The organism is Streptosporangium sp. NPDC004379 (genome assembly GCF_042873875.1).
Classification (GTDB): domain Bacteria; phylum Actinomycetota; class Actinomycetes; order Streptosporangiales; family Streptosporangiaceae; genus Streptosporangium.
The window spans coordinates 339,869-360,918 of record NZ_JBIAMC010000002.1; the positions used below are offsets into that span (position 1 = coordinate 339,869).

The following is a 21,050-nucleotide window of genomic DNA, read 5'->3' on the forward strand; positions in this document are numbered from 1 at the left end:
CTGATGTAATGGGCTTATGCACCTCAACCCTTACGGCGCGGATGTGGTGAACTTCGCCGCGGAACTGGCGAACCGCCCGCCGGCGAGCGCCGGCGAACTCGCCGACCGCTGCCGCGCGGCCGGCCTGGTGCTGGAACGCCCCGTCGAACCGTCGGATCTCGACCAGACCCTCGCCGTCGTCGACGCCTGGACGAAGGTCGTCGACGCCACGGACGAGCGCGCGAAGGCCGGGCTGGTCAACGAGATGCTGGCCCGGTCGGCCGCCTACCCCCGGCTGACCGACCACGCCCACGGCTGGCACCTGCACTATCGCGACGACCTGCAGCCGCTCGGCGCGGTGCTGTTCGCGCTGATCTCCGTGGGCACGGCGATGCACCTCGTCAGCCGGGGCATGGACCGGCTCGGACGGTGTGCCGCCGCCGACTGCGAGAGGATCTTCGCGGACACCTCACGCACCGCCCGGCAGCGTTACTGTTCCCAGCCGTGCGCCAACCGGGACGCGGTACGCCGCCACCGCGCCCGTCAGTCCACACCCCCCGCCCGGCTCGCCGGCGGGCGACGGTGGCCGGCACCGCCCGCCGGCCCCTCGGCCCCGGCGTCCATGACCGATCGCGTCTCAACGTAGGAGACGGTCTCGACACAGGAGACGGCAGGAGACAACAGGAGGACCCGGATGACCGGCCATGACTCTCTTGCGGGAAGCGACGTCTGGGACCCCTTCGGCACGTTGCGCCGCGCGTTGTGGATCGGCGGTGGCCAATGGGCCGGAAAGTCGACCGTGGCCCGGCTCCTGGCCGCCCGATGCCGCGTCACCGTCTACCACTACGACTACCACGACGCCCGCGGGCACAACGACCGCCGGATCGCCCGTCGCGTCGGCCTCGGCGAGCCGGCCACCGAGCCCGACCCGGACAGGATGTGGGTCCACACCACCCCGGAGGAGATGGCCGCCGCGACCCTGGCCGGTTTCCCGGACCGGTTCGGGTGGGTCCTGGACGACCTGCGCGCGCTCGTCTCGGGCCACCCGATCATCGCCGAAGGCTGGGGACTCCGTCCGGAACTCGTCGCGCCCATCATCGACTCACCGCGCCGGATGGTCGTCATGGTGCCCACGCCGGAGTTCCGCCGGCGCCAGCTCCGGGAACTACCGCGCGCCGCCTCGCTCGGGCACCGCGTCAGTGATCCGGCCCGCGCACAGGCCAACCGCCTCGCCCGGGACCGCCTCGTCGCGGACGACGCCGTCCGCAACGCCCACCGGCTCGGCATCCGCGTTATCGAAGTCGACGGCTCCCTCGACGCCGCCGCGATCGCGGAGGCCGTCGCCGACCATTTCAGCCCCTACCTCTCGTAGCGAGATCGCGACCCCTGACCGGCGGAGGCACTCGGAGGGCTCCGGCACCCGGCGTCACCATCACACGCCTCGCGGGACCGCGACAGGGCCCGCGCGGTTTCGCGCGCGAAAAGCGGCCGTGAACGTCCGTGAGTTCCGACCTCGCCCGGGAACGGGAGACATGATCGATCCTCGCGGGAAGCGACCGCACCCGGCGCGGGCGTTCACCGGTTGCCCTGTGCCTTTCGAATGGGGCCGATGTCATCGGTTCCGGCCCGTTCGCCTGTCCGCACCGGCACGGTTCCGGCCCGGTCGGTGATCGCCTGACCGGCATGGGGCCGGTCGGCCGGCAACGCTTCCGGGGACGGTGAGATCCGAAAGTCTGGCACGGCGCCGAGGGCCATGTCAGGCTTGGGGTCGTGAGTCTGATCAAGGGGTTGGTCTCGGCCCTGACAATCACCGTGCTGTTGTCCCCCATCCCTTCGTGCGGCGTTCACGTGGCGGAGTGCAAGGAGCGGGCGGCACAGCAGGCGCCCCGGCTCGAAGAGGAAGTGATCCGGCTGCTTCCCGCAGGCTCGGTCAAGTCGGTCGAACTCGAGGATGACTGTCAGTCCGACCCGGACAGCGACGGCATGGTGGTCGTGACGGTGTCGGGTGTCGACAACGCGCGAAAGGCGCTGGCCGCATTTCACCGAGAGGGCTGGCATTTCACCGGCCCCTTCGAGGAGCTCGATCCGTCCGACATTCAGGAGGTCGCCACCAAGAAGTTCGCGCATGGCGAGATCGACGTGCTGATCGAAGGTCCCAGCGACGACGCCGATTCGGATGCGCCCGTCTGGTATCTCTGGATCGACTACTCGCCCTGAGCCCGGCCGGGCCGGAATCGATGACGCCGGGCCGATTTCCATGGCGAAGGACATATCGCCGGCGGAAGGCCGGAGCCCTCCAGGTGGGGACGGTCACCGAGGCGCCGGACCGGCTCCGTCCGGGAAGGGCCGCGCCCATCCCGACGCCGGACATGATCGCTCCCAATCGGCAGGGGTGAGCTTGCTCCGCCTTCCGTTCGCCCCGCGCCCCGGTCTCGTCGACGGCCGATCCTGGCAGGACCCGCGCCCGTATCCGGTTCCGGACGCCGGATGGTGGAAGATCGCTGGATGACCGGTGACACGGGGACCGGCTGGGGCCGGCGAAGGGATCAGCCGTGGGCCAGAGCCATGAGGAACCGGGTCTGTGCGTCGTCTCGCCCCGCGCGCCTCCGGGGGACCGCGATGAGGGCGGCCAGGGCCCGGCACCAGCCCAGCACACGACGAGGACACTGACCGGGAACCAGTGCCGCCAACTCCTCGATCCTTCGCTCCAGCGCGGTGAGATCCGCGGCTTCCTCGAGCACCCAGTCCACGGCGTCGAAGTCCGGGTCGCCCCAGGCGGGCCTCGGATCGATCGCCACCAGACGGGCGTCCGGGCCGGACAGCACGTTGCCCGGATGAAGATCGCCATGCACGAGTCCCGCAGGCCCGTCGGCTGCCCGCTCCAGGGCCGCCGCCCGCGCTCTCCGGAGCACCGCCGAGGCGACCGGGTCGGCCGTGCCGGCCGCCGCCAGCCTGCGGTCGGCCAGGCCGAACATGAAGCCGACGCGGTGGGACAGAGGCCGCAGCACCGAGTGCTCACCCGGCACGGGAGCGAAGACCCGCAGGTCCCGCAGCAGCGCCGCGACCTCGGCCATGTTCCAGGCGTATTACCCCACCGGCACTCCCGGCGCCGGGACCGGTCAGTCGTCGTGGGGTCTGCCGAACTCCTCGATCAGCACGGGATACTGCTCTCCGCCGTGTCCGGCGACGATCGAGCGGTCGGCCATCGCCTTGATCAGCTTCGGCAGTTCGGCGTTGACACCCGCCGCCTCGCTCTCCTCGATCAGGTGTGTCATCGCCCGCACGTCGGTCTCCAGGGCCGACACCTCGGCCGGGAAGGAGCCGCTGTCGATCTGCTCGGCGTACCCGGGCAGCCATTCGGCCACGACGGCGGCGATCTGCCGCGCGAACGGCGCATACATCGCGGCGTCGACCCCGGCCGTCCTGAGCAGGGCGGTGCCCTGGAGCCAGGCGTTCAGGACGCTCCACATCATGGCGAGACCGGCCACGTCGTACAGGGACGCCAGCCCGTGGTCCGCGCCGAGGTGGGTGACGGTGCCGAGCACGGCGAGCGTCGACTCGTGCGCCTCGAAGTCCGGCTGCGGCCCACTGTGCAGAATCACCGCATCGGCGGTCCCGATCGCCGGCGGGACGGCCATTATGGCGCCGTCCAGGTAACGGACGCCGCGCCGCTCGGCCCATCGGGCGACTTCCCGGGCCTGAGCCGAGGTGCCCGAGGTCAGATTGACCAACGTCCTGCCGTCCAGCGCGCCGCCGCTCGCGCCGAGCAGTTCGTGCACGGCCCGGTAGTCGGTGAGGCAGATGATCGTCAGGGGACTCGCCCCGAGCGCGTCGCCGGCCGTCGGCGCCGGTCGCGCACCCTCGGCCACCAACCGGTCGGCCTTGGAGGCCGTACGGTTCCACACGGTCACGGGATGCCCGGCTCTCAGGAACGCCCTGGCGAGCGCCCGGCCCATCAGTCCGAGTCCGATGACCGTCACGGATGTATCGGTTCCGCTGTTCATGGCAGCATCGTCAACGTTGATACCGGTGTGAAGGTCAAGTGAGGTTTCCATGCTGATCGGGGAGCTGAGTCGCCGGACGGGTGTGAACACCCATCAGTTGCGTTACTACGAAGCCCAGGGCCTGCTGGAGGCGGCCCGCGGCGCGAACGGCTACCGCGAGTACGACCAGAACGCCGTACTGCGGGTGAAGCAGATCCGGCACCTGCTCGGTGCGGGCCTGTCCTCCGAGGACATCGCGTACCTGCTGCCCTGCGCGGCCGGAGAGGCCCCGGAACTGCTCGGATGTCCCGAACTGCTGGTCGCGATGCGGTCCCGGTTGCAGCGGCTGGACGACCGGATGGCCAGGCTCGCCCAGTCACGCGGCGCCCTGGCCGACTACATCGACGCAGCCGAACGAATGGCCGGCGAGAGCCATCCCCCCGGCTGTGCCGGACAGGAGCCCGTCCTCGCCTGAACCGCCCGTGGGAACCCTCCGGGCCCGGGGCTCGTCCACGGACCTGGGGCACGGATCTCCTCTGCCGGAAACCGTGACGTCATGAGATTTGGATGAAGGCGCAGATGAGCGAGGCCGATCCGCACATCCACGTCGAGCAGAAGGTGATGCAGGCCGGCGCCGCCTTCCGCAATGCGATCGTGTCGACGTTGGGCCTCGTCCCTTTCTCAAAGCGGAAAGGGCTGTCCGGCCCCTTCACGGCCGCCGGTCCAGCGCCTCCTCCGGGCGTACCCCGCTCGGTACCCTCCCTGATCCGTTCCGGCTGGGTGAGGGAACAGGCGTGTGAAACCAGAGTGATCAGAATCGGACGTTGGTCATCGTGTACCACGTCGGGGCGAATGTCAGCAGGGCCAGTGCGACGAGGACCGCGAACGACATGAGTGCGCGTGAGGTGGTGATGGGCGCGGGCGCGATGGGCCGTAGCCTCCATCGTCCGACCGCGACGAACGCCACGACGCCTCCCAGCAAGAGATTCGCGGGCACCAATGCGTATTCGTTGCGCGTGATATGAAAACCAGCGGCGAGGATCATCGTCAGTGTCAGGCCGACGGCGGCGAGCGGCGTCAGCATCGGTTTGACTTCCGTCATCGCCGGCAGGATCAGGCCGACACCGCCGAGCACCTCACAGACCCCGATGAAGACGATCAGAGGCTGCGGCACCGCGGCGTACCAGGCCACGGCCCGGGGCGCCGCCGCATACAGAGCTCCGTCGTACAACAGCACTTTGCCGAAACCGCTCCCGGCGAAGAAGAAGCCGAACAACGCCTGCAGTGACCAGAGTGCACCGTTGAGCGTGAACCTCGTTCCGCGCCTCCCAGGCTGCCGCTCAATGTTCTCGCCGCTGAGCAGGTTGGCGCTGACATGCCCGTTCATGCTTTATTGCTGCCTTTCTCATGGAGTTCGCCGGGGAAGAAGCCTTGCGGGCGGTTCTCTACGAGGTGGCCCGTCGTTCCGATGCCGCTCATGGCAGATCTCCCTCCGAAAACCTCGATGTACCCGATCTTGAAAAGGGTGCCGATGGCCCTGAAGTCGTCACGGGTGAGCCGGTGCTCGGCGTGGCGCCGGCGTCGGCGTTCATCGGTCTTGAAGCAGTCCGAGGACGTTGCCGTCGGGGTCGGTGACGGTGGCCACGAGGCGGCCACCGCCGACATCGTGCGCGGCCTCCTTCACGATGGCCCCCGCGGCGATCACCTCGGCCAGCTTCGCCTCGATGTCCGGAACGTGCCAGTAGGCCACCGGTGAGGTCATGCCCTGCGGTCCACCGCCTGGCACCAGTCCGATGTGCTGTCCCCCGGCCTCGAAGCCGACGTAGTAGGGCGAGTCGGTCTGTGGCGCGACACCGAGGAGGGCCGAGTACACCGCCTTGGCCTTGGCCAGATCGGACACGGGATGGAGCACGGTCTTGATTGCCTGGGAGGAAGAGCCGGTCATGGTACTCCTGTCGTCCGGGGCACATCGACCCCCTGTTTGCGTGTGCTCAGCTTTTCGCCCGGATCGGCCGCTGCGCGTCCGTGGCGACCACGGATCGTCAGCACGGATGGATCACGGAGGGCATGCGGCAAATCCGGCCCGGCATCGGTTCCGCCGATCCCGCTGACCTCGTTCATCGGTCGGGGGAGCGAACGGGTCGGGCTGACCGAGCCGGCCAGGGCGCACCGGCGGTGACCGCGGTCGGTCCCGGCGGAGTGGGCAGGATCCGGTCGGCGGCGGTGGCCGCGGAGGTGAGCGGCGAGCACGCCGACGGAGCGGGTTCGTCGACCCGGTCCCGGTCACCGATCCGGGCCTGGTCGCGACCGCGGCCGCGGGAGCGCCCGGCCTCGGTGAGCAGCCCGGCCGCGACATGACCGAGTCCGTGCTCGCCGCGCCGGACGACCGTGCCGGCCTGGCCAGAATCTCACCGAAGTCCGTGGCCCCTTCCCGGTAGGAGGGTGAACGCATCGACATGGCGAGATCTCACGGACGCGAGTCGGTCTCCGCCTCACCGGCGCCCGGGTCGTACGGGACGGAGAGGTGCTGATGGATCATCACCCAGGCGCCGTCCCGCCGCTCGAACACGCGGGTCCCCCGTGACCAGCTGCTGAGGAACCGGCCGTCGGTCTGCTCGATCCGGACGTGGTTGAGCCCCCAGGCGACCGCCAGGTCCTCCCGGGCCACCACCTTCAGGTCAGGGATGTCCCAGCTGACGGCGACGCCGGGCGCACCGAGGTTGCGCCGGCAGACCTCCCGTACGGCCTCGGCCCCGAGATACCGGAGGGGTTCCTCGTGCTCGTAGGACACGACGTCGTCGGCGACGGCGGCCATCATGCCGTCCAGGTCCCTCGCGGTGGTGGCTTCGTACCACCTTCGGTGCAGCCGGCGCACTTCCTGTTCGGCGCCGCCGTCCCGGTCGGCGTCAACGATCGGGAACGAGTGATGCTCGTGGGCGATGACCCACCGGCCCCCCTGCCTCCGCAGCCCGAACGTCAGCCGTAGCCGGTTCTCCGGGTTCCCGGCGAAGTCCTCCGGGGTGCCGCATCGCAGCAGGGCGTGGGCGAAGGCGACGTCGCCGCCCGCGGTGACGTCCAGCGTCTCGATCTCGAAGACGGCACCCTGCGCCTGCCATCGGAAGAAGGGCGGCCACACCCGGCGGTAGGACTCGATGCCGCGCACCCCCTCGTAGGGGGGCGGCACGTCGAACATCACGATGTCGTCGGCGTGGTCGGCGACCACCCCGTTCGCATCACCGCGGTGGACCGCCTCGGCCCAGCGCTCGATCAGGTCACGGATCTGTTCTTCGTCGGTGGGCATGAACCCCTGGTCCCTTCAGGTCGGTACTCCTGTCGGGACTACAACCCGCGCGTCTCCAGAAACTCATCGCGGATCGCCGTACCGCTTCTCCTCCAGTTCCGACGGCAGGCCGAACGCCGGGAGGTCCGCGTCCAGGAACGAGACCACTTCGGCGATCCGGGTGCCGCGCAAAGCGAGCAGGTCCAGGCCCGCCGCGACGTAGACGGCTCGACGCCCGTCCCACATGTAGGTACCGAACGCCAGTTGCCCGTTCGCCCGAGTGGGCAGGAAGCGCCAGCGTCGCTTCGTCACCGCCTCGGTCAGGAACCCGCGGACGTCGATGTGGCCCGCGTACCAGGTCGCCAGTGGCGGCATCGAGTATCTGGCGTCCTCCGTCAACATCGCCACGATGGCATCGACGTCCGCGGCCTCCCAGGCTGCCGCGTACTTCCGGGCCAGCTCCCGCCGCTTCGCTTCGCCCAACGCGTCCAGCGTCCGCCGCTGGGTGGTCTCCGGGAGCAGGGCCGCCATGACCTTGCGGGCCCGTTGCAGGGCGCTGTTGACCGCCGCGACCGTGCTCTCCAACGTGTCGGCGGTCTCCCGGGCGGTGTAGCCCAGGACATCACGCAGTACCAGGACCGCCCGTTGCGGACCGGACAGATGCTGCAGGGCGGCGACGAACGCCAGCTCCACGCTCTCCCGCGCCACCGCCCGGTCCTCCGGGACCTGCTCCGCCGTCCACCTCATCAAACGGTCGGGGTACGGTTCCAGCCAGGTCACCTCGGCTTGCGGCGCTCCCGCCGGACTCAGATCCGCAGGCAGTTCACGCCGTCCCCGCCGTTCGATGAGCGTCAGCGACCGGTTCGTCGCGATCCTGTACAGCCATGGCCGGATCGACCCGCGATCCTCGAACCGCTCCAGGTTGCGCCACGCTCGATCCATCGTCTCCTGCACCGCGTCCTCCGCGTCGTGGACCGAACCCAGCATTCGGTAGCAGTACGCGCGCAACTCGTCCCGCAGCGGCCCCACCAGGCATCCGAAAGCGGCATCGTCCCCGGCTCGAGCCGCGGCCAGCAGCTCCGTCGCACCACGCTCGTCCGCCCACCCAGACCCGAACCGCATCCGCCACCCGTCCCGTCCCGATCCGATCCGACGCGGGTCAGGCTACGTCGACTCACCGGCACTCGATCAGGACCGGGGCCGGCCGGGAGACGGCGTCGTGTGCGGATCCACGGATGCGAACGGAACAACGCCACGCCACGCAGCTGAAAACCCCTACGCCACGTCCGTGGACGCGACCCCGACCTGCGGCGCGAGAGCCACTTCGAAGATCGCTTCCCTGTTCAGGGATGCTCGTTTCCCGAGAGCAGATGCAGTTCACGCTTGATCGCCTCACGCATCGCATCGTGCTGTGGCCCCAGAGCGAATCGCTGATCGCTCCAGTGTTCGTGCGGGTACAGCCACACCGGACGGCCGACCAGATGGGCGGGCTCCCATTCGTAGCGCGGCCACACATGCGCATGAAGGAAGGCATCGGTGTTGCCGAGGATCTCCAGATTCACTCGCCGAAACGCCGGGTCCAGGGCGCGGCAGGCCCGCTCGACCGCCTCGCCGAGCCGATCCATGTCGGACAGGAACGCCAGTCGCCTGGCGCGGGGCAGGTCCGATAGCCGCTGAACGTCGGGCTCGTCTGCCAGCAGGACCGAGTAGCCCGGCAGAAACTGGGTATCGCCGATCACCGCGAAGCCGGCTTCGAGCCGTCGCAGCACGGTGGGATTGCCGCCCTCCAGGGCACTTCCTATCCGGTCCGCTCGCCAGTCGTTGACCATGGTCGTCGACCCTACCGAGCGAGAACGCCGGAGGTCACAGGTCAGAGAGCGCGAGGCCGGTCTCGACGATGAAGCCTTCCAGAAGGCGCGGCTGGTACTGCATGCGTTTGAGCCGGTTCCTGACCAGGGCCGCGAGCCCGTCGATGTCGTGGGCGGTGAAGCGGTAGATGAGCCGGGTGCGCCTGCCGGGCCTGGTGCAGATCAGAACCGACCGCATAGTCCCCGATCGACAAGAAGGCCCGATTCCACCATCTGGAGTCGGGCCTTCACCATGCTGCCCGGCCTTCACCATAATGATCATGTGATCGATCACTACCGCAGCCTCTTCGAGCGGAACCAGTGGCTGGAGAACGGACTCTGCTGGATCATCGTGCAACCTCTCAACGAGGAGATCACGGTGGACGATCTCCTCCGGCGGCTGAACGGGGGTCGCGACCCGGAGCATCGCATCATGGAGTACCCCACGGAGGAGGCTTTCACGGAGGACCGACCCGTTTTCTTCGTCTTCAAAGGCCAAGGAGGCTGGGGTTTCCTCGAATTCAGCTACGGCATAGCCCCGTCCGACCTCGTCCTCACCGAGCTCAGCAAAGAGGCACGCGTATGGATGACCACCTGGCACTTCAAGGGGGGCGAGACACTCCTCTACGCAGCCGGCGGCGAGATCCGGGCACGGATGCGTGACTTCCTCTTCCCCGAGCACACCATCCAACAGGGAGACCCCGGCATCCTGGCCGACTTTCGCGCCATGCTCGACAGCCTCGACCCGCAGGACTACCGCGGCAAATGCAGCGCGCCGTTCGCCTTCATGGAAGCAGCCACCGGCATGAGGCTTGAGAGCGAGTGGCTGAATGTGGAAGAGGCGCCCGTCATCATTCTCGACAACCCCGATGCCTGACTCGGCCGCCGGCCAGCGTCTCGCCACAGTGTCGCGGCCCACCCGCCTCAAGGACGTCCGCTGACTCTTCGCTGACTCCGGCCCCGGAGCCCCCAGCGGGTACCGCGCCACACGATCCCGGCCACCGACGACCCGCACACCCCTGAACAGCGAAAAGGCCCAGCCTCATGATCTGGAACCGGGCCTTTCGTCTTGTGGGGCGTTCACGAGTAGGTCCGGCCTGGGAGGAAGCCCGGGTCCGAAAGATCGCTTCCCGGCCCGAAGACGATCGTTTCCCGCGCCACGCACCTCCAGGACGCGAAGTCATCGCCTCAACGGACCACTCGGCATCTGCCCACGGTGGGACATGCGCATCCGTCTGGGGTCGCACCACCTGCCCGTTTCTGCCCACCAAGATGCGACCCGAGCCAGACGCGCGCCCCCCGCATCACCCCTCACCATTTTGGCGTGCCCCGACATACCGGTCCGGGCGCACCAACAAGGACAGGACAGGCAGCAATCCATGAAGCTTGAGCTTGGCGGGCGCATCACGCGATGGCGGCGGGCCGGCGCGGACCGGCGGGCCGCCAACGCCTCCGCCAACCTGGACCGCCAACCCCCGTTTCCCGGTCGATGGGTGAGCGCCATCTCGCTGATCGGCGGCCCCAGCCTGATCATGGCCGGGACCCTCCTGCGCTCCCCGTTCTACTACTTCGTCCCTTACCAGCTCACCGCCTACACCCAGCATCCCGCCCTCATCACCGCCGCCTACACCTGCTTCGCCAGCGGGTTCGTGCTGCTGTGGCCGGCGGTGATGACGCTGGCACAGAGGATCGCCGCCACCAACCCGCTGTGGGGAATCTGGGGCGGCTGCCTGGTGATCGTCGGCCTGTTCACCCGGACCTTCCAGTTCGGCACCGATCACCTGGCCTTTCACCTGACCGACGTCCTCGGCCTGCAGACCATGCTCACCGGCATCGACGGCTACTACCTGGCGTGGCGGGACACGGTCTGGCACCCGTTCAGGTCCATGTCCGGGCCGGCCTTCTTCGGCTGGGTCGTGCTGGCCATCGGCGCCTACCGCTCCGGTGCCCTGGGGCCGGGCCGCTCGATCGCACTCGGCCTGATGCCTGCGCTCGCGCTCGGGACGCTCAAAGGCACCGAACCACAGTCCTTCATCGCCGTGGGCGGTCTGTGCATCGCCTTCATCCCCCTGGGCGTCTCGCTGCTGCGCGGCGGCCCCCCGCCGACCAGGCGTGCCATGATCTGGGTCGCCGTCCTCATCGGCGTACATGTCCTCATGACGGGTTTCGGCCCGAGAGGATGATGAGCCGGACCGGTGCCGGTGCGGCCGGAAGCCGGCTCACCGGCACTGTCGCTGATCTCGGGACGTGGAACGACCCGGTCGTCGATCGCGTTCGGAGAAGGGCGGGCCGGTCACCGGTGGCCGTGCGGGTTGACGATGAGCCCGCCCTCGTAGGCGGCGATGACGAGCTGGGCCCGGTCTCGGGCCTGCAGTTTGGCCAGGAGGCGGCCGATGTGGGTCTTGACCGTGCCGACGGTGAGGTGCAGATGCTCGGCGATCTCGGCGTTGGACATTCCCCTGCCGACAAGGGTGAGCACCTCGCGCTCGCGCGGCGTCACGTCATCGAGGCCCCGTACGCCCTGGGTGGGATGAGGTCCCCGCAGGAACTCGGTGATGAGCCGGCGGGTGACGGTGGGCGCGAGCAGCGCCTCACCGGAGGCGACGACCCGGATGGCGGCCAGCAGCTCGGCCGCCGTGGCACTCTTGAGCAGGAAGCCGCTCGCACCCGCCCGCAGCGACGCGTACACGTATTCGTCCAGGTCGAATGTGGTGAGGATCAGTACGCGCACGCCGGCACAGGCGGGGTCGGCGTAGATGCGCCGGGTCGCTTCGATGCCGTCCATGTCCGGCATCCGCACGTCCATCAGGACGACGTCGGGCCGATGCCGGCGGGCCAGGGGCACGGCCTCGGCACCGGTGCCCGCCTCGCCCGCGGCGGCCAGTCCCGGTGTGGCGTCGATGAGGACCTTGAGGCTGTCGCGGATCAGGACCTGGTCCTCGACGAGCAGGACCCGGACGGGTGGGGACGACTCGTGCGGTGCGGCCCCGATGCTCGTGTCGCCGATGCTCATGCCGCGGTGCCGTCCTGTTCGTAGGGCAGTCGAGCCGACACGTGAAAGCCTCCTGCCGGCCGGGGCCCCGCATTGAACGTGCCTCCGTACATCTTGGTCCGTTCCCGCATGCCGACCAGACCGTGTCCGCCGTGGCTCGCACGCGGCGGCCGGCCGTGACGGGGGCCGTCGTCGACGACTTCGATCACTGCTTCCCGCCTGTCGACGCCCACAGTGACCGCGCAGCGAGTCGGCCCCGCGTGGGTGACGACATTGGTCAGAGCCTGCTGCACGATCCGGTACACCGACATCGCGACCGCGGCAGGCAAGGCGGCCTCCTCCCGGACGGTCAGCTCCACCTCGACCCCGGCCGAGCGGGCGTGGGCGGCCAGCTCGGGCAGGTCGGCCATACCGGGTGCGGGCACAGGGTCCTGCCGGGGATCGCCGTCGGAGCGCAGCAGGTCGAGCACCCGGTGGATCTCGGCGAGCGCGCTGCGACTGGTCTGCTCGATGACGGCCAGCGCGGCACGTACCTCCTGCGGGCGGGCGTCGGCGACGTGGTTGGCGACGGTGGCCTTGACGGCGATCAGGCTCATGCTGTGGCCGATGACGTCGTGCAGTTCCCGGGCGATGCGCCTGCGCTCGTCGGTCACCGCGGCGTCGGCGAGGTGGCGGACGAGCCGGGCTGTCGTGTCCCGCTTCCAGCGCACGACCGTTCCGAGGGCCCAGGCGACGGTCAGGAGCACACCGATCGTACCGATCTCGATCGGCCAGGCCACCGGCAGCTCACTGGGCGCCGCCGCGAGCGCGAGACCGGGGAACACCTGCGCGTAGAAGATCAGGATCGCGGTCACCGCGGCGGACAGGCAGACCGCCAGGCCCGCCACGGACCAGGCGGTCGAGGCTGTGGTGGCCACCAGGTACAGCACGAGCACGGTCGGCACGAAAGTCAGCCAGATCGCGCCCGCCGCGACGGCGCCGGCCATGGTCGCCCCCGTGCCCGCGGCACACGCGACAGCGAGCACGGCCCGCGGCCGGCGACGCCGGACGGCGATGGGAAGGCTCAGGACCGCCGCCACAAGCCAGGCCGACCACGCGGGCCACGGTGACGACGGCCCCGGCGGATCGACGATGGCGTATCTGATGAGCAGCGCCACGGCGACCGCCACCGCCACGTCGGTGACGCCCCTTCCACCGCGCCGCCATCCAGCCCATTTCATGGTGGGAAGGTATCGCCTGACCGGATCATGCGGCATCCGTCCACGGTCGGACATCCGCGTCCGTCCCGAGGGATACCACCGGCTAGCACGCAGCACACCCGTATCGGCCGTCGGCGCGACCAGCAGCGCGGCGAACCGAGACAGCGATGACGGGTGGAGTCCTGTCCAAGCCCGCGTCCGGTGAACGTTCTTCGATCCCCGAAACCCCGGCTCACGAAAGGTCGAAGGTGAGACCGGACGTGGCGATGCCGATCTCACCGTCGTAGCCGGCCCCGGCGGCGGCTCGCGCGGCCGGGGTGTCCGTGCCTGGCTGCAGGTGCGTCAGCACCAGGCACCGGACATCGGCTTCCCGGGCTTGCCGGCCTGCTTGACGGGCGCTCGTCAGGTGACGGCGGGAATCCTCCGGGACCTGGTTCACGAAGGTGGCCTCGGCCAGGAGCAGGTCAGCGTCACGCGCCAGTTCCACCCTGTCGGGACTCGGGCCGCTGTCGCCCGTGTACGCGAGCACCCGTCCGCCCGCTGTCAGCCGTATGCCGGCATTGGGCACCGAGTGCGGCAGCAGACGAGTCTGTGCGTGAAACGGGCCGATGTCGAATCCGCTGCCGGCGGTGAACTCGTGCAGGACATAGGCGTCGGCCAGCACCCCTGGGCGGTCCAGCGCGAGCACCGCGTCCAGGGCGCCGGGCAGCGAGTACACCGGCAGCGCCGCCGGGGGGTCATCACGCATGGTGCGCGCCCGCAACAGCGGGTTCAGGTCGGCGCAGTGGTCGGGATGTCCGTGGCTGATGAACACGGCATCGATCTGATCGGCGCTGACCCGTTCCAGCAGCCGCGGCACCGTCGCGTGTCCAAGGTCGACGAGCAGCCTGAACCCGTCGTGCTCCACGAGGTGACCACTGCAGGCCTGGCCCGCCGCCGGCCACGCACCGCATCCGCCAATGATCGTCAGCAGCACCCGTGAACTTTAACGGATGTCGCTCGTGCTCAGTGATCGACACGAAGTCCCGGTCCGCCGTGAGGCGCTGGAGGCCGAAGGAGGCGCAAGGCATCCTCGTCGGGCCGTCGCACGTGTGGAACGCGATCGAACAGGTCGTACCGCGTGACCTGCTCGCTGCGGCGGTGGAAGGTCGAGGACCTCCAGCGGCGCTCGATGAAGTCTGCGCCGTTCATTACCGCTTGGGCGATTCGGCCCGCCACGCCGCGGCCCCGCCTCATCATCGCTCTCCGAGATGAACGCCGCGATCGTCCGGCGCTGCCGTCCAGTCCTGAGGGCGCGTCGCAGAGTCGCCTCTTTCCCAAGAGTTGTTGGATAAATTATGATCCCAAGGTGTCTTTGGAAAATCAGGATGACCTGGTTCCCCTGCGCGCCCTGGCCAACCCGCTGCGCATCCGCATCGTGTCGCTGCTCACCGGCGCGTCGATGTCGGCCACCGAGGTCGCCGACGAACTCGGCATCGCGCACGCCTCAGCCAGCTACCACCTGCGCCAGTTGGCCAAAGCGGGCTTCCTCCAGCAGACGGACGAGCGGCCGCGGACAGGCAAGGGCCGTCCGCAACTGCGGTACCGGTACGATCCGTCCAGCGGCGAGCGCCTCGACCGGTCCGAGGGACGGCAACTCGTCCACCGGGCGATGAGCACCGACCTGGCCAGGCGCCTGACTGAGATTGATCGCCAGCGCACGTCGATGGACGCCGAGGTATGGCTGGCCAGGCCCGTCTGGGAGGAGATCGTCGGCCTGGTCGACCAGGCCGTGGCGCTCCTGCACGACAAGGCCGGCCCGCCGCACGACGGCGTCAAGGTCAGCATGACCGCGCTCCTGCTCGAACTACGTGACGAACGATGATCGGCCGCCTGCTCGAACTACGTGACGAGCGGTGATCGGCCGCCTGCTCGTCTGCGCGGCCGGCGCGTTCCTGTCGATCGGACTGCTCATCCCGGCGGTTCCGCGATACGTCACCGGCCCGCTGGACCGGCAGGCCGGCATGGTGGGCGTCTCGCTGGCCGTCACCGCGGTGGCCGGGGTGCTCGCGCGCCCGCTGGCCGGACGGGTGGCCGACAGAGCCGGACGCCGCACGGCCCTGTGCGCGGGCGCGCTGCTGCTGTCCGGCACGTCCCTCGCGCTGCTCGCCGTCGGGCGGTTACCGCTCTTCCTCGTCCTGCGCGGCGTCGCCGGCATCGGTGAGGCACTGGCCTACGTCGGCCTCGCAACCCTGGCCGGCGACCACCGGCGGCCCGGCGCGGCGATCAACCACTTCTCCGTCGCCGTCAACGCCGGCCTGCTCGCGGGGCCCGTCATCGCCGAGACGCTGTACGCCGCGTCCGGGTTCGCCGCAGTCTGGGTCACGGCCGCGGCCGCGGCGCTGGGGTCGGCGGCGCTCGGCCTCACCCTGCCGAACACGATGAGCCCGGACACGGAGAGCGCGAGCCCGGATCCGGGAATCCGGCGGGCCCGGCTGTACCACACGTCCGCTCTACGACCCGGCTTCGGCTACCTGGCCTCCGTGTGGGGCTACACCGCCATCAGCGCCTTCCTGCCGCTGCGCCTCGCCGCGCTCGGCGGCTCCGGCGGCCTCCATTTCCTGGTCTACGGCGGCGTCCTCGTCGCCATCCGGCTGGCCGGACATCGCCTGCTCGCCACGGCCGCCCCGACGCGCCTGGCCGTCACCTCCCTCCTGCTGACCGGGACGGGATCGACCCTGCTCGCCGTCTGGCCCTCTCCGGCCGGGACCTGGTGCGCGATCGCGCTGATCGGCGCCGGGCAGGGCCTCGGGCTGCCCGCATTCCTCAGGATGGCGGTGCACGGCCTGCCCGCCCGCGAACGCGGATCCGCCGTCGCCACCACGACGGCCTTCTTCGACATCGGATTCCTCACCGCCGCCCTGGCCCTCGGCGCCCTCGCCGACCGGTTCGGCCTGGCCGGCGGCTTCGCCCTCGCGGGCGTCGTGTCCGCCGCCGGAGCGCTGCTGTTCCTGCCCGTACGTCACCGCGAACACGAAGGAGCCCCCCTTGACCGTTCCCCCCGCTGACCTGTCCGGCTATGCCGACGTCGTGTTCGACGTGGCCGTGCCCCTGCTGGCGGACGACCGGGTGCTGATCAACGCCGAGATCGGGCATGCCCCGCTCGCCCGCGCCCTGGCCGAGGCTGCATACGCCAGAGGCGCCCGCTACGTCGACGTCTGGTACTTCGACCCGTACGTCAAACGATCCCGCGTCCGGCACGCCGCCACCGCGAGCCTGGCCGAGGTGCCCTCGTGGCTCGACGCCCGCAACGACGAGCTCGGACGCGAAAGCGGCGTCCTCGTCAACATCCGCGGCGCCGCCGCCCCCGACCTCCTGGCCGGGCTGGACCCGGTGCGCGTCGGGCTGGACCGCATGCCGGCCCTGACCTCCCGGCAGCGGCTCCAGCTCGACAACCTGGTCCGCTGGACGATCGTCCCCTGCCCGACGCCCGAGTGGGCCCGCGCCGTCTTCGGCGAACCCGACCAGGCCCGGCTGTGGCGGCACCTGCGCCGTGTCCTCCGTCTGGACGAGCCCGACCCGCGCGAGGCGTGGCGGCAGCGCATCGTCGAACTGCTCGACCGCGCCCGGCGGCTCACCGAGATGCGCCTGGACGCCGTGCGGTTCGAAGGCCCCGGCACCGACCTGACCATCGGCCTCCTCCCGGACGCCCACTGGACCGCCGCCCGCCTGGAGGACGTCCAGGGCCGCCCGTTCCAGGCCAACCTGCCGACCGAGGAGGTGTTCACGACTCCCGACTACCGGCGCGTCGACGGCACGGTCCGCGCCACCCGGCCGCTGTCCCTCGACGGCACGGTCATCCGCGATCTGGAACTGACCTTCGCCGACGGCGTCGTGACCGGTGTCAGGGCGAGCGCCGGAGCCGACGTCGTCCGCGCGCACCAGGCGACCGACGCGGGAGCGGCCCGGCTGGGCGAGCTCGCCCTGGTCGACGGCTCCTCGCGGGTGGGCGAGAGCGGCATCACCTTCATGGAGACCCTTCTGGACGAGAACGCCACCTGCCACCTGGCCTGGGGCGCCGGGCTGCCTCCGGGCGTGCCCGCCCACCTGCGTACCGACGATCCCGCACGGCTCGACGCGGCGGGTGTGAACACCTCGCGCGTGCACGTCGACTTCATGGTCGGCGGCTCGGACGTCACGGTCACCGGGCTGGGGCCCGGCGGGAAGGTGGTGCTCCTGCGCGACGACGCCTGGGAGTTCTGACGCCCTGCCACAGTCGGGAGCATCGACTTGACGGCCGATCTCGGTCGCGAATGATCTCGTTGAAGGGAAGGTTTGTTGTGCGTGGCACCGCTCTGACCGTGTCCGTCGCTGTCATGGTCGTACTCGGGGGGTGTGCCGCGCCGACGCCCTCGCCGGGCGGGGTGCGGCAGACGCCCGGTGAGCAGAAGGAGACGACACGGCAGACGCCGTCGCCGCAGCCGGTCCCCTCGACCGCCGCGCAAGGCAAGGGGTTCACCCGCCGAGGCGTGGTCAGCGCGGGCGCGCCGGTGGATCTGGAGATCAAGGCCGTCGAACGGCATCGCGACCTCACCGCTCTGAAGATGGAGCTCTCCATCAACACCGCCGACTTCCACGGCGCCGACTTCGGCCTCGGCCCGCTCACCACCGACTTCGCCCAGTTCTGGCTGCTGGACCCGGTCGGCAGGAAACTGTACTTCACGCTGCGCGAGCAGGACGGGGAGAAGGCATTCGGCACCAGGAAGAACTACGCCGCGGACTCCTTCAGGAAGGGCACCCGCTACCCGGTGGAGGTCTATTTCCCACCGCTGCCCGCGGGGGTGAAGCAGGTGACGGTGCTCGCCATGGCAGGGCTGGGCGAGCTGACCGGCATCCCCGTGACCGACGGCGCGTCACCGCCCGTCGCCAGGCCCGGCGAGGAGGGCCAGGCCGAGCCGGGAGGCGTGTTCCAGTGGCCGGTGACGCCGCCGACCGCCGACGCCTGGTCCTATGTGGCCGACGTACAGGAGTACGTGGAGACGCCCGAGAGGTCGGTCACGCAGCAGGGTGAGGACGAGACCATCGCCCTGCGCGCTGACGTGCTGTTCGCCTTCGACCAGGCCACTCTCTCGCCGAAGGCGGCGTCCATCCTGCGGGACGCGGCCCAGGAGACGCGGGAGCGCGCCGATCCCGCCAAGCCGCCCATCGAGATCGAGGGACACACCGACAGCAAGGGCGAGGACGCCTACAATCAGCGACTGTCGGAACGGCGGGCGAAGGCCGTCCGGGACTACCTGGCACGCATGCTGGGGGTCGACTACACGTACCGGGCCACGGGCAAGGGCGAGCACGAGCCGATCGCCAAGAACGAAAGACCGGACGGCGGCGACGACCCCGAGGGCAGGGCACGCAACCGCCGGGTGGAGATCTCCTACAAGGTGAAGAACCGCACCCCGGACATGACGGTCACCCTGTCGCCCTCGGCGACGAGGGGTGCGACGGTGGCCGCCGAGCCCGCGCCGTTCAGAGGGAATGACCTGGGGCCCGTGGTCGGGTCACTGACCCGGGGAGAGCTGCGGCTGGATGTGCATCCCCTCTACCGGGACGGGGCGCTCCTGGTCGCGCCCTTCGAGATCGAGAACACGAACAAGGAGACGTTCGTCGTGCCCGTGCCTCAGCCGTTCAGCGCGGTGTTCGCGCACGAGTACGTGGCGATGTCACCGTTCAGTGCGATCACGCTCGTGGACGAGGCCACCAAGGCGCGGTACTTCAGCACGCGGACGAGCGAGTCGTACTTCCTGCAGAACGGGGTCACGACGATTCCCGCCGGCTCCACGCAGCGCGGTTACATCTACTTTCCCGCGCCGCCGGAGGGCACCACGTCGATGACCTTCGACGTGAAGGATCTCGGGACGATCAGAAACGTGCCCATCTCGCGCTAGGAGCGTCCTGAAGATCTTGGCGGTGGGGTCAGTACGAGACGGCGTCCAAGCGGCGGCTCGACCTGGATTCGCAGTACTGGCAGTTGATCCTGGACGGTGTGGGCACGGTCGAGGCGTGCCGGATCGTGGGGATCGGCCGGAAGACGGGATATCGATGGCGGGCGGAGGACGGCGGTCTGCCGCCGGCCCGCGTGGCGGAGGAGGCTCGCTCCAGTCGGTATCTGTCGTTGCTGGAGCGGCAGTGGATTGGTACGGCTCGACGTCCCTGACCCGGACGGCGGGGTCTCGCGGAAGCTGCGCTGGGGTGCGGTCGACGTGCGGCCGATCACCTCGACCGGCCCGGACGGCTCCGCGCTCTCCGAGGTGACGGCTGGCAGGACAATGGCCTCGTCTTCGCCTTCAAGGTCGGCACCGAACTCGGCTCTCACAACGTCCGCCGCTCGTTCCGGGCCGTGCTCAAGAAGGCCGACCTGAACGAGAAGGAATGGACGCCCCGAGAGATGCGGCACAGCTTCGTCTCGCTGTTATCCGACTCCGGCATTCCGCTGGAGAACATCTCCCGTCTGGTCGGTCACCGCAACACCTCAGTGACGGAGACGGTCTACCGCAAGCAACTCCGCCCGATGCTCCTGGAAGGGGCCGAGGCGATGAACAAGCTCTTTCCCGACCTGTAGCCCAGCACTCTGACGTAGATCCAAGCCCGGCGAGAGTATCCATCTCGCCGGGTTGTCTCTTCCCAGACGAATGAATCCGGTGTGATCAGTCGTTCTCGATGAGATTGAGGCCGTGGTTGAGGTGGGCATGGAACGTGGGCCGGGCACCGGCCGGACCGCTCAGGACGAACTCGTAGGCGGCGTCGTCAGGGTCGTCGGGGTCCAAGAGGTGTCCGCGGAATTCCACTTCGTACCAGCCGGGTGGTACGGAAATGCGAGGATGCCGGGGATCGTCGGGCGTCCACTTCGTGAGGTAGCCCAGGCCGCACAACAGCAACTCTTCTGACCGGACGTGCTTATCTGCACTTTGCTCGAACCCGCAAGAGGGGTCAGATCGTCCTGATGGCTGGCAGAAGTGACTGATTGGTCAAGAGGCACTGGTGGATAGGCTGATCCATCATGCAACGACTGGCGCTCTTCGACCTGGACAACACGCTCGTGGACCGTGCTGAAGGGCTGCGCCTATGGGCCGTGGAATTCTGCGAAACGCGCGAGCTTAACGCAGGCGAAGTCGAGTGGATCGTGGAGGCAGACGGGGATGGCCTCGTCACTAAGGAAACCTTCTTCTCCCAGCTCCGGGAGCGGTTCTCGCTGTCCGACTCGGTTGTGGAGTTGTGGGCTCAGTATCGTCGCCGTCATCCGACCTTGATCCCGGCCGGTCCGAGTACCCTGGTCGCACTCGTCCGATTGCGGCGAGCGGGCTGGAAGGTCGGTCTGGTCACGAACGGCTTAGCTGATGTGCAACTCACGACGATCACCAGCAGTGGTGTGGCTGAGCATGTCGACGGGTGGGCGATCTCTGGGGCGGAGGATGTCCGCAAGCCGGACCGGAAGCTGTTCGAGATCGCAGCTGAGCGATGCGGCATGACCTTGGCGGCGGGCGGGTGGATGATCGGTGACAGCGCGGCAGCAGACATCGGAGGCGGACAGGCCGCTGGTTTGCGAACGATCTGGATCGATCGCGGCCGCCAATGGCTGGATGAGATCAACAAGCCTGACTACGTCGTTGCCGATGCCGCCGAGGCGATCGCCGTTCTCCTGGCTCAGTAGAGAGCCCCGTCAGCGCCTTTGGACTGTTCATGACGGCGACCTCCCACTGTTTGGCGCTTGCCGCCGTGTCGGGATATCGAGGCAGG

The 21,050-nt window shown here is 69.4% G+C and carries 23 protein-coding genes; 12 read left to right on the top strand and 11 right to left on the bottom strand.

Annotated features, from left to right (window positions below; translation table 11 throughout):
• Window positions 1-16: 16 nt before the first annotated feature.
• From ACFYSC_RS05615 to ACFYSC_RS05625, 3 genes are all read left to right on the top strand, one after another.
• Window positions 17-625 (top strand): CGNR zinc finger domain-containing protein, encoded by a 609-nt coding sequence (locus ACFYSC_RS05615; protein WP_389957119.1) that lies wholly within the window; start codon window positions 17-19, stop codon window positions 623-625.
• 48 nt (window positions 626-673) lie between these two features.
• Window positions 674-1,351 carry a hypothetical protein gene (locus ACFYSC_RS05620; RefSeq protein WP_389957122.1) on the top strand — a complete coding sequence of 226 codons (678 nt, stop codon included), beginning with the start codon at window positions 674-676 and terminating at the stop codon, window positions 1,349-1,351.
• A gap of 398 nt (window positions 1,352-1,749) precedes the next feature.
• Window positions 1,750-2,196, top strand: coding sequence for a hypothetical protein (locus ACFYSC_RS05625; protein ID WP_389957125.1), 447 nt, complete (start codon window positions 1,750-1,752; stop codon window positions 2,194-2,196).
• 329 nt (window positions 2,197-2,525) lie between these two features.
• Here ACFYSC_RS05625 and ACFYSC_RS05630 read toward each other — a convergent pair whose 3' ends face one another.
• Both ACFYSC_RS05630 and ACFYSC_RS05635 read right to left on the bottom strand, forming a co-directional pair.
• Window positions 2,526-3,053 carry an aminoglycoside phosphotransferase family protein gene (locus ACFYSC_RS05630; RefSeq protein WP_389957128.1) on the bottom strand — a complete coding sequence of 176 codons (528 nt, stop codon included), beginning with the start codon at window positions 3,051-3,053 and terminating at the stop codon, window positions 2,526-2,528.
• 45 nt (window positions 3,054-3,098) lie between these two features.
• A complete protein-coding gene (locus ACFYSC_RS05635) occupies window positions 3,099-3,959 on the bottom strand; it encodes an NAD(P)-dependent oxidoreductase (RefSeq protein WP_389957131.1) in 861 nt (286 codons plus the stop codon).
• A gap of 73 nt (window positions 3,960-4,032) precedes the next feature.
• Here ACFYSC_RS05635 and ACFYSC_RS05640 point away from each other — a divergent pair, with 73 nt between their 5' ends.
• The gene (locus ACFYSC_RS05640) at window positions 4,033-4,437 is read left to right on the top strand and encodes a MerR family transcriptional regulator (RefSeq protein ID WP_389957134.1); all 405 of its coding nucleotides are present in this window, start codon (window positions 4,033-4,035) and stop codon (window positions 4,435-4,437) included.
• 336 nt (window positions 4,438-4,773) lie between these two features.
• Here ACFYSC_RS05640 and ACFYSC_RS05645 read toward each other — a convergent pair whose 3' ends face one another.
• The 6 genes from ACFYSC_RS05645 to ACFYSC_RS05670 form a co-directional block, all read right to left on the bottom strand.
• Window positions 4,774-5,349: a DoxX family protein gene (locus ACFYSC_RS05645; RefSeq protein ID WP_389957137.1), complete on the bottom strand. Its 576-nt coding sequence runs from the start codon at window positions 5,347-5,349 to the stop codon at window positions 4,774-4,776.
• A gap of 201 nt (window positions 5,350-5,550) precedes the next feature.
• Window positions 5,551-5,907 carry a VOC family protein gene (locus ACFYSC_RS05650; RefSeq protein ID WP_389957140.1) on the bottom strand — a complete coding sequence of 119 codons (357 nt, stop codon included), beginning with the start codon at window positions 5,905-5,907 and terminating at the stop codon, window positions 5,551-5,553.
• 522 nt (window positions 5,908-6,429) lie between these two features.
• Window positions 6,430-7,263, bottom strand: coding sequence for an SgcJ/EcaC family oxidoreductase (locus tag ACFYSC_RS05655; protein ID WP_389957143.1), 834 nt, complete (start codon window positions 7,261-7,263; stop codon window positions 6,430-6,432).
• Between the two features lie 63 nt (window positions 7,264-7,326).
• Window positions 7,327-8,364: a sigma-70 family RNA polymerase sigma factor gene (locus ACFYSC_RS05660; RefSeq protein WP_389957146.1), complete on the bottom strand. Its 1,038-nt coding sequence runs from the start codon at window positions 8,362-8,364 to the stop codon at window positions 7,327-7,329.
• Between the two features lie 221 nt (window positions 8,365-8,585).
• On the bottom strand, window positions 8,586-9,071 hold the full coding sequence (locus ACFYSC_RS05665; RefSeq protein WP_389957149.1) for a diadenosine tetraphosphate hydrolase: 486 nt from the start codon (window positions 9,069-9,071) through the stop codon (window positions 8,586-8,588).
• A gap of 34 nt (window positions 9,072-9,105) precedes the next feature.
• Window positions 9,106-9,288: a hypothetical protein gene (locus ACFYSC_RS05670; RefSeq protein ID WP_389957152.1), complete on the bottom strand. Its 183-nt coding sequence runs from the start codon at window positions 9,286-9,288 to the stop codon at window positions 9,106-9,108.
• 84 nt (window positions 9,289-9,372) lie between these two features.
• On the opposite strand from ACFYSC_RS05670, the gene ACFYSC_RS05675 reads away from it, so the two are divergent.
• Entirely contained in the window at window positions 9,373-9,966 is a 594-nt protein-coding gene (locus ACFYSC_RS05675; protein WP_389957155.1) for a hypothetical protein, read from the top strand.
• Between the two features lie 502 nt (window positions 9,967-10,468).
• A complete protein-coding gene (locus tag ACFYSC_RS05680; protein WP_389957157.1) occupies window positions 10,469-11,272 on the top strand; it encodes a hypothetical protein in 804 nt (267 codons plus the stop codon).
• Window positions 11,273-11,382: 110 nt separating this feature from the next.
• Here ACFYSC_RS05680 and ACFYSC_RS05685 read toward each other — a convergent pair whose 3' ends face one another.
• The 3 genes from ACFYSC_RS05685 to ACFYSC_RS05695 form a co-directional block, all read right to left on the bottom strand.
• A complete protein-coding gene (locus ACFYSC_RS05685) occupies window positions 11,383-12,102 on the bottom strand; it encodes a response regulator (protein ID WP_389957160.1) in 720 nt (239 codons plus the stop codon).
• A complete protein-coding gene (locus ACFYSC_RS05690; protein WP_389957163.1) occupies window positions 12,099-13,301 on the bottom strand; it encodes a sensor histidine kinase in 1,203 nt (400 codons plus the stop codon). The genes ACFYSC_RS05685 and ACFYSC_RS05690 overlap by 4 nt, the downstream gene beginning before the upstream one ends.
• A gap of 211 nt (window positions 13,302-13,512) precedes the next feature.
• Window positions 13,513-14,256 (bottom strand): MBL fold metallo-hydrolase, encoded by a 744-nt coding sequence (locus tag ACFYSC_RS05695; protein ID WP_389957165.1) that lies wholly within the window; start codon window positions 14,254-14,256, stop codon window positions 13,513-13,515.
• 372 nt (window positions 14,257-14,628) lie between these two features.
• Between ACFYSC_RS05695 and ACFYSC_RS05700 the strand changes: the two genes are divergently transcribed.
• The 6 genes from ACFYSC_RS05700 (at window position 14,629) to ACFYSC_RS05725 (ending at window position 20,964) form a co-directional block, all read left to right on the top strand.
• Window positions 14,629-15,144: an ArsR/SmtB family transcription factor gene (locus ACFYSC_RS05700; protein ID WP_389957168.1), complete on the top strand. Its 516-nt coding sequence runs from the start codon at window positions 14,629-14,631 to the stop codon at window positions 15,142-15,144.
• Window positions 15,145-15,175: 31 nt separating this feature from the next.
• Window positions 15,176-16,327: an MFS transporter gene (locus tag ACFYSC_RS05705; RefSeq protein ID WP_389957171.1), complete on the top strand. Its 1,152-nt coding sequence runs from the start codon at window positions 15,176-15,178 to the stop codon at window positions 16,325-16,327.
• A complete protein-coding gene (locus tag ACFYSC_RS05710; protein WP_389957173.1) occupies window positions 16,308-17,522 on the top strand; it encodes an aminopeptidase in 1,215 nt (404 codons plus the stop codon). Before ACFYSC_RS05705 ends, ACFYSC_RS05710 begins: the two co-directional genes overlap by 20 nt.
• 98 nt (window positions 17,523-17,620) lie before the next feature.
• Window positions 17,621-19,201 carry an OmpA family protein gene (locus ACFYSC_RS05715; protein WP_389957176.1) on the top strand — a complete coding sequence of 527 codons (1,581 nt, stop codon included), beginning with the start codon at window positions 17,621-17,623 and terminating at the stop codon, window positions 19,199-19,201.
• Between the two features lie 299 nt (window positions 19,202-19,500).
• Complete coding sequence (locus ACFYSC_RS05720; RefSeq protein ID WP_389957938.1) at window positions 19,501-19,875, top strand: tyrosine-type recombinase/integrase; 375 nt, start codon at window positions 19,501-19,503, stop codon at window positions 19,873-19,875.
• 438 nt (window positions 19,876-20,313) lie between these two features.
• Window positions 20,314-20,964: an HAD family hydrolase gene (locus ACFYSC_RS05725; RefSeq protein ID WP_389957179.1), complete on the top strand. Its 651-nt coding sequence runs from the start codon at window positions 20,314-20,316 to the stop codon at window positions 20,962-20,964.
• The last annotated feature ends 86 nt before the right edge of the window (window positions 20,965-21,050 follow it).

Coding starts and splice junctions, on each gene's coding strand:
- ACFYSC_RS05615 (WP_389957119.1), top strand. CDS start 17: ATGCACCTCAACCCTTACGGCGCGGATGTGGTGAACTTCGCCGCGGAA.
- ACFYSC_RS05620 (WP_389957122.1), top strand. CDS start 674: ATGACCGGCCATGACTCTCTTGCGGGAAGCGACGTCTGGGACCCCTTC.
- ACFYSC_RS05630 (WP_389957128.1), bottom strand. CDS start 3,053: ATGGCCGAGGTCGCGGCGCTGCTGCGGGACCTGCGGGTCTTCGCTCCC.
- ACFYSC_RS05640 (WP_389957134.1), top strand. CDS start 4,033: ATGCTGATCGGGGAGCTGAGTCGCCGGACGGGTGTGAACACCCATCAG.
- ACFYSC_RS05645 (WP_389957137.1), bottom strand. CDS start 5,349: ATGAACGGGCATGTCAGCGCCAACCTGCTCAGCGGCGAGAACATTGAG.
- ACFYSC_RS05650 (WP_389957140.1), bottom strand. CDS start 5,907: ATGACCGGCTCTTCCTCCCAGGCAATCAAGACCGTGCTCCATCCCGTG.
- ACFYSC_RS05655 (WP_389957143.1), bottom strand. CDS start 7,263: ATGCCCACCGACGAAGAACAGATCCGTGACCTGATCGAGCGCTGGGCC.
- ACFYSC_RS05660 (WP_389957146.1), bottom strand. CDS start 8,364: ATGCGGTTCGGGTCTGGGTGGGCGGACGAGCGTGGTGCGACGGAGCTG.
- ACFYSC_RS05665 (WP_389957149.1), bottom strand. CDS start 9,071: ATGGTCAACGACTGGCGAGCGGACCGGATAGGAAGTGCCCTGGAGGGC.
- ACFYSC_RS05670 (WP_389957152.1), bottom strand. CDS start 9,288: ATGCGGTCGGTTCTGATCTGCACCAGGCCCGGCAGGCGCACCCGGCTC.
- ACFYSC_RS05680 (WP_389957157.1), top strand. CDS start 10,469: ATGAAGCTTGAGCTTGGCGGGCGCATCACGCGATGGCGGCGGGCCGGC.
- ACFYSC_RS05685 (WP_389957160.1), bottom strand. CDS start 12,102: ATGAGCATCGGCGACACGAGCATCGGGGCCGCACCGCACGAGTCGTCC.
- ACFYSC_RS05690 (WP_389957163.1), bottom strand. CDS start 13,301: ATGAAATGGGCTGGATGGCGGCGCGGTGGAAGGGGCGTCACCGACGTG.
- ACFYSC_RS05725 (WP_389957179.1), top strand. CDS start 20,314: ATGCAACGACTGGCGCTCTTCGACCTGGACAACACGCTCGTGGACCGT.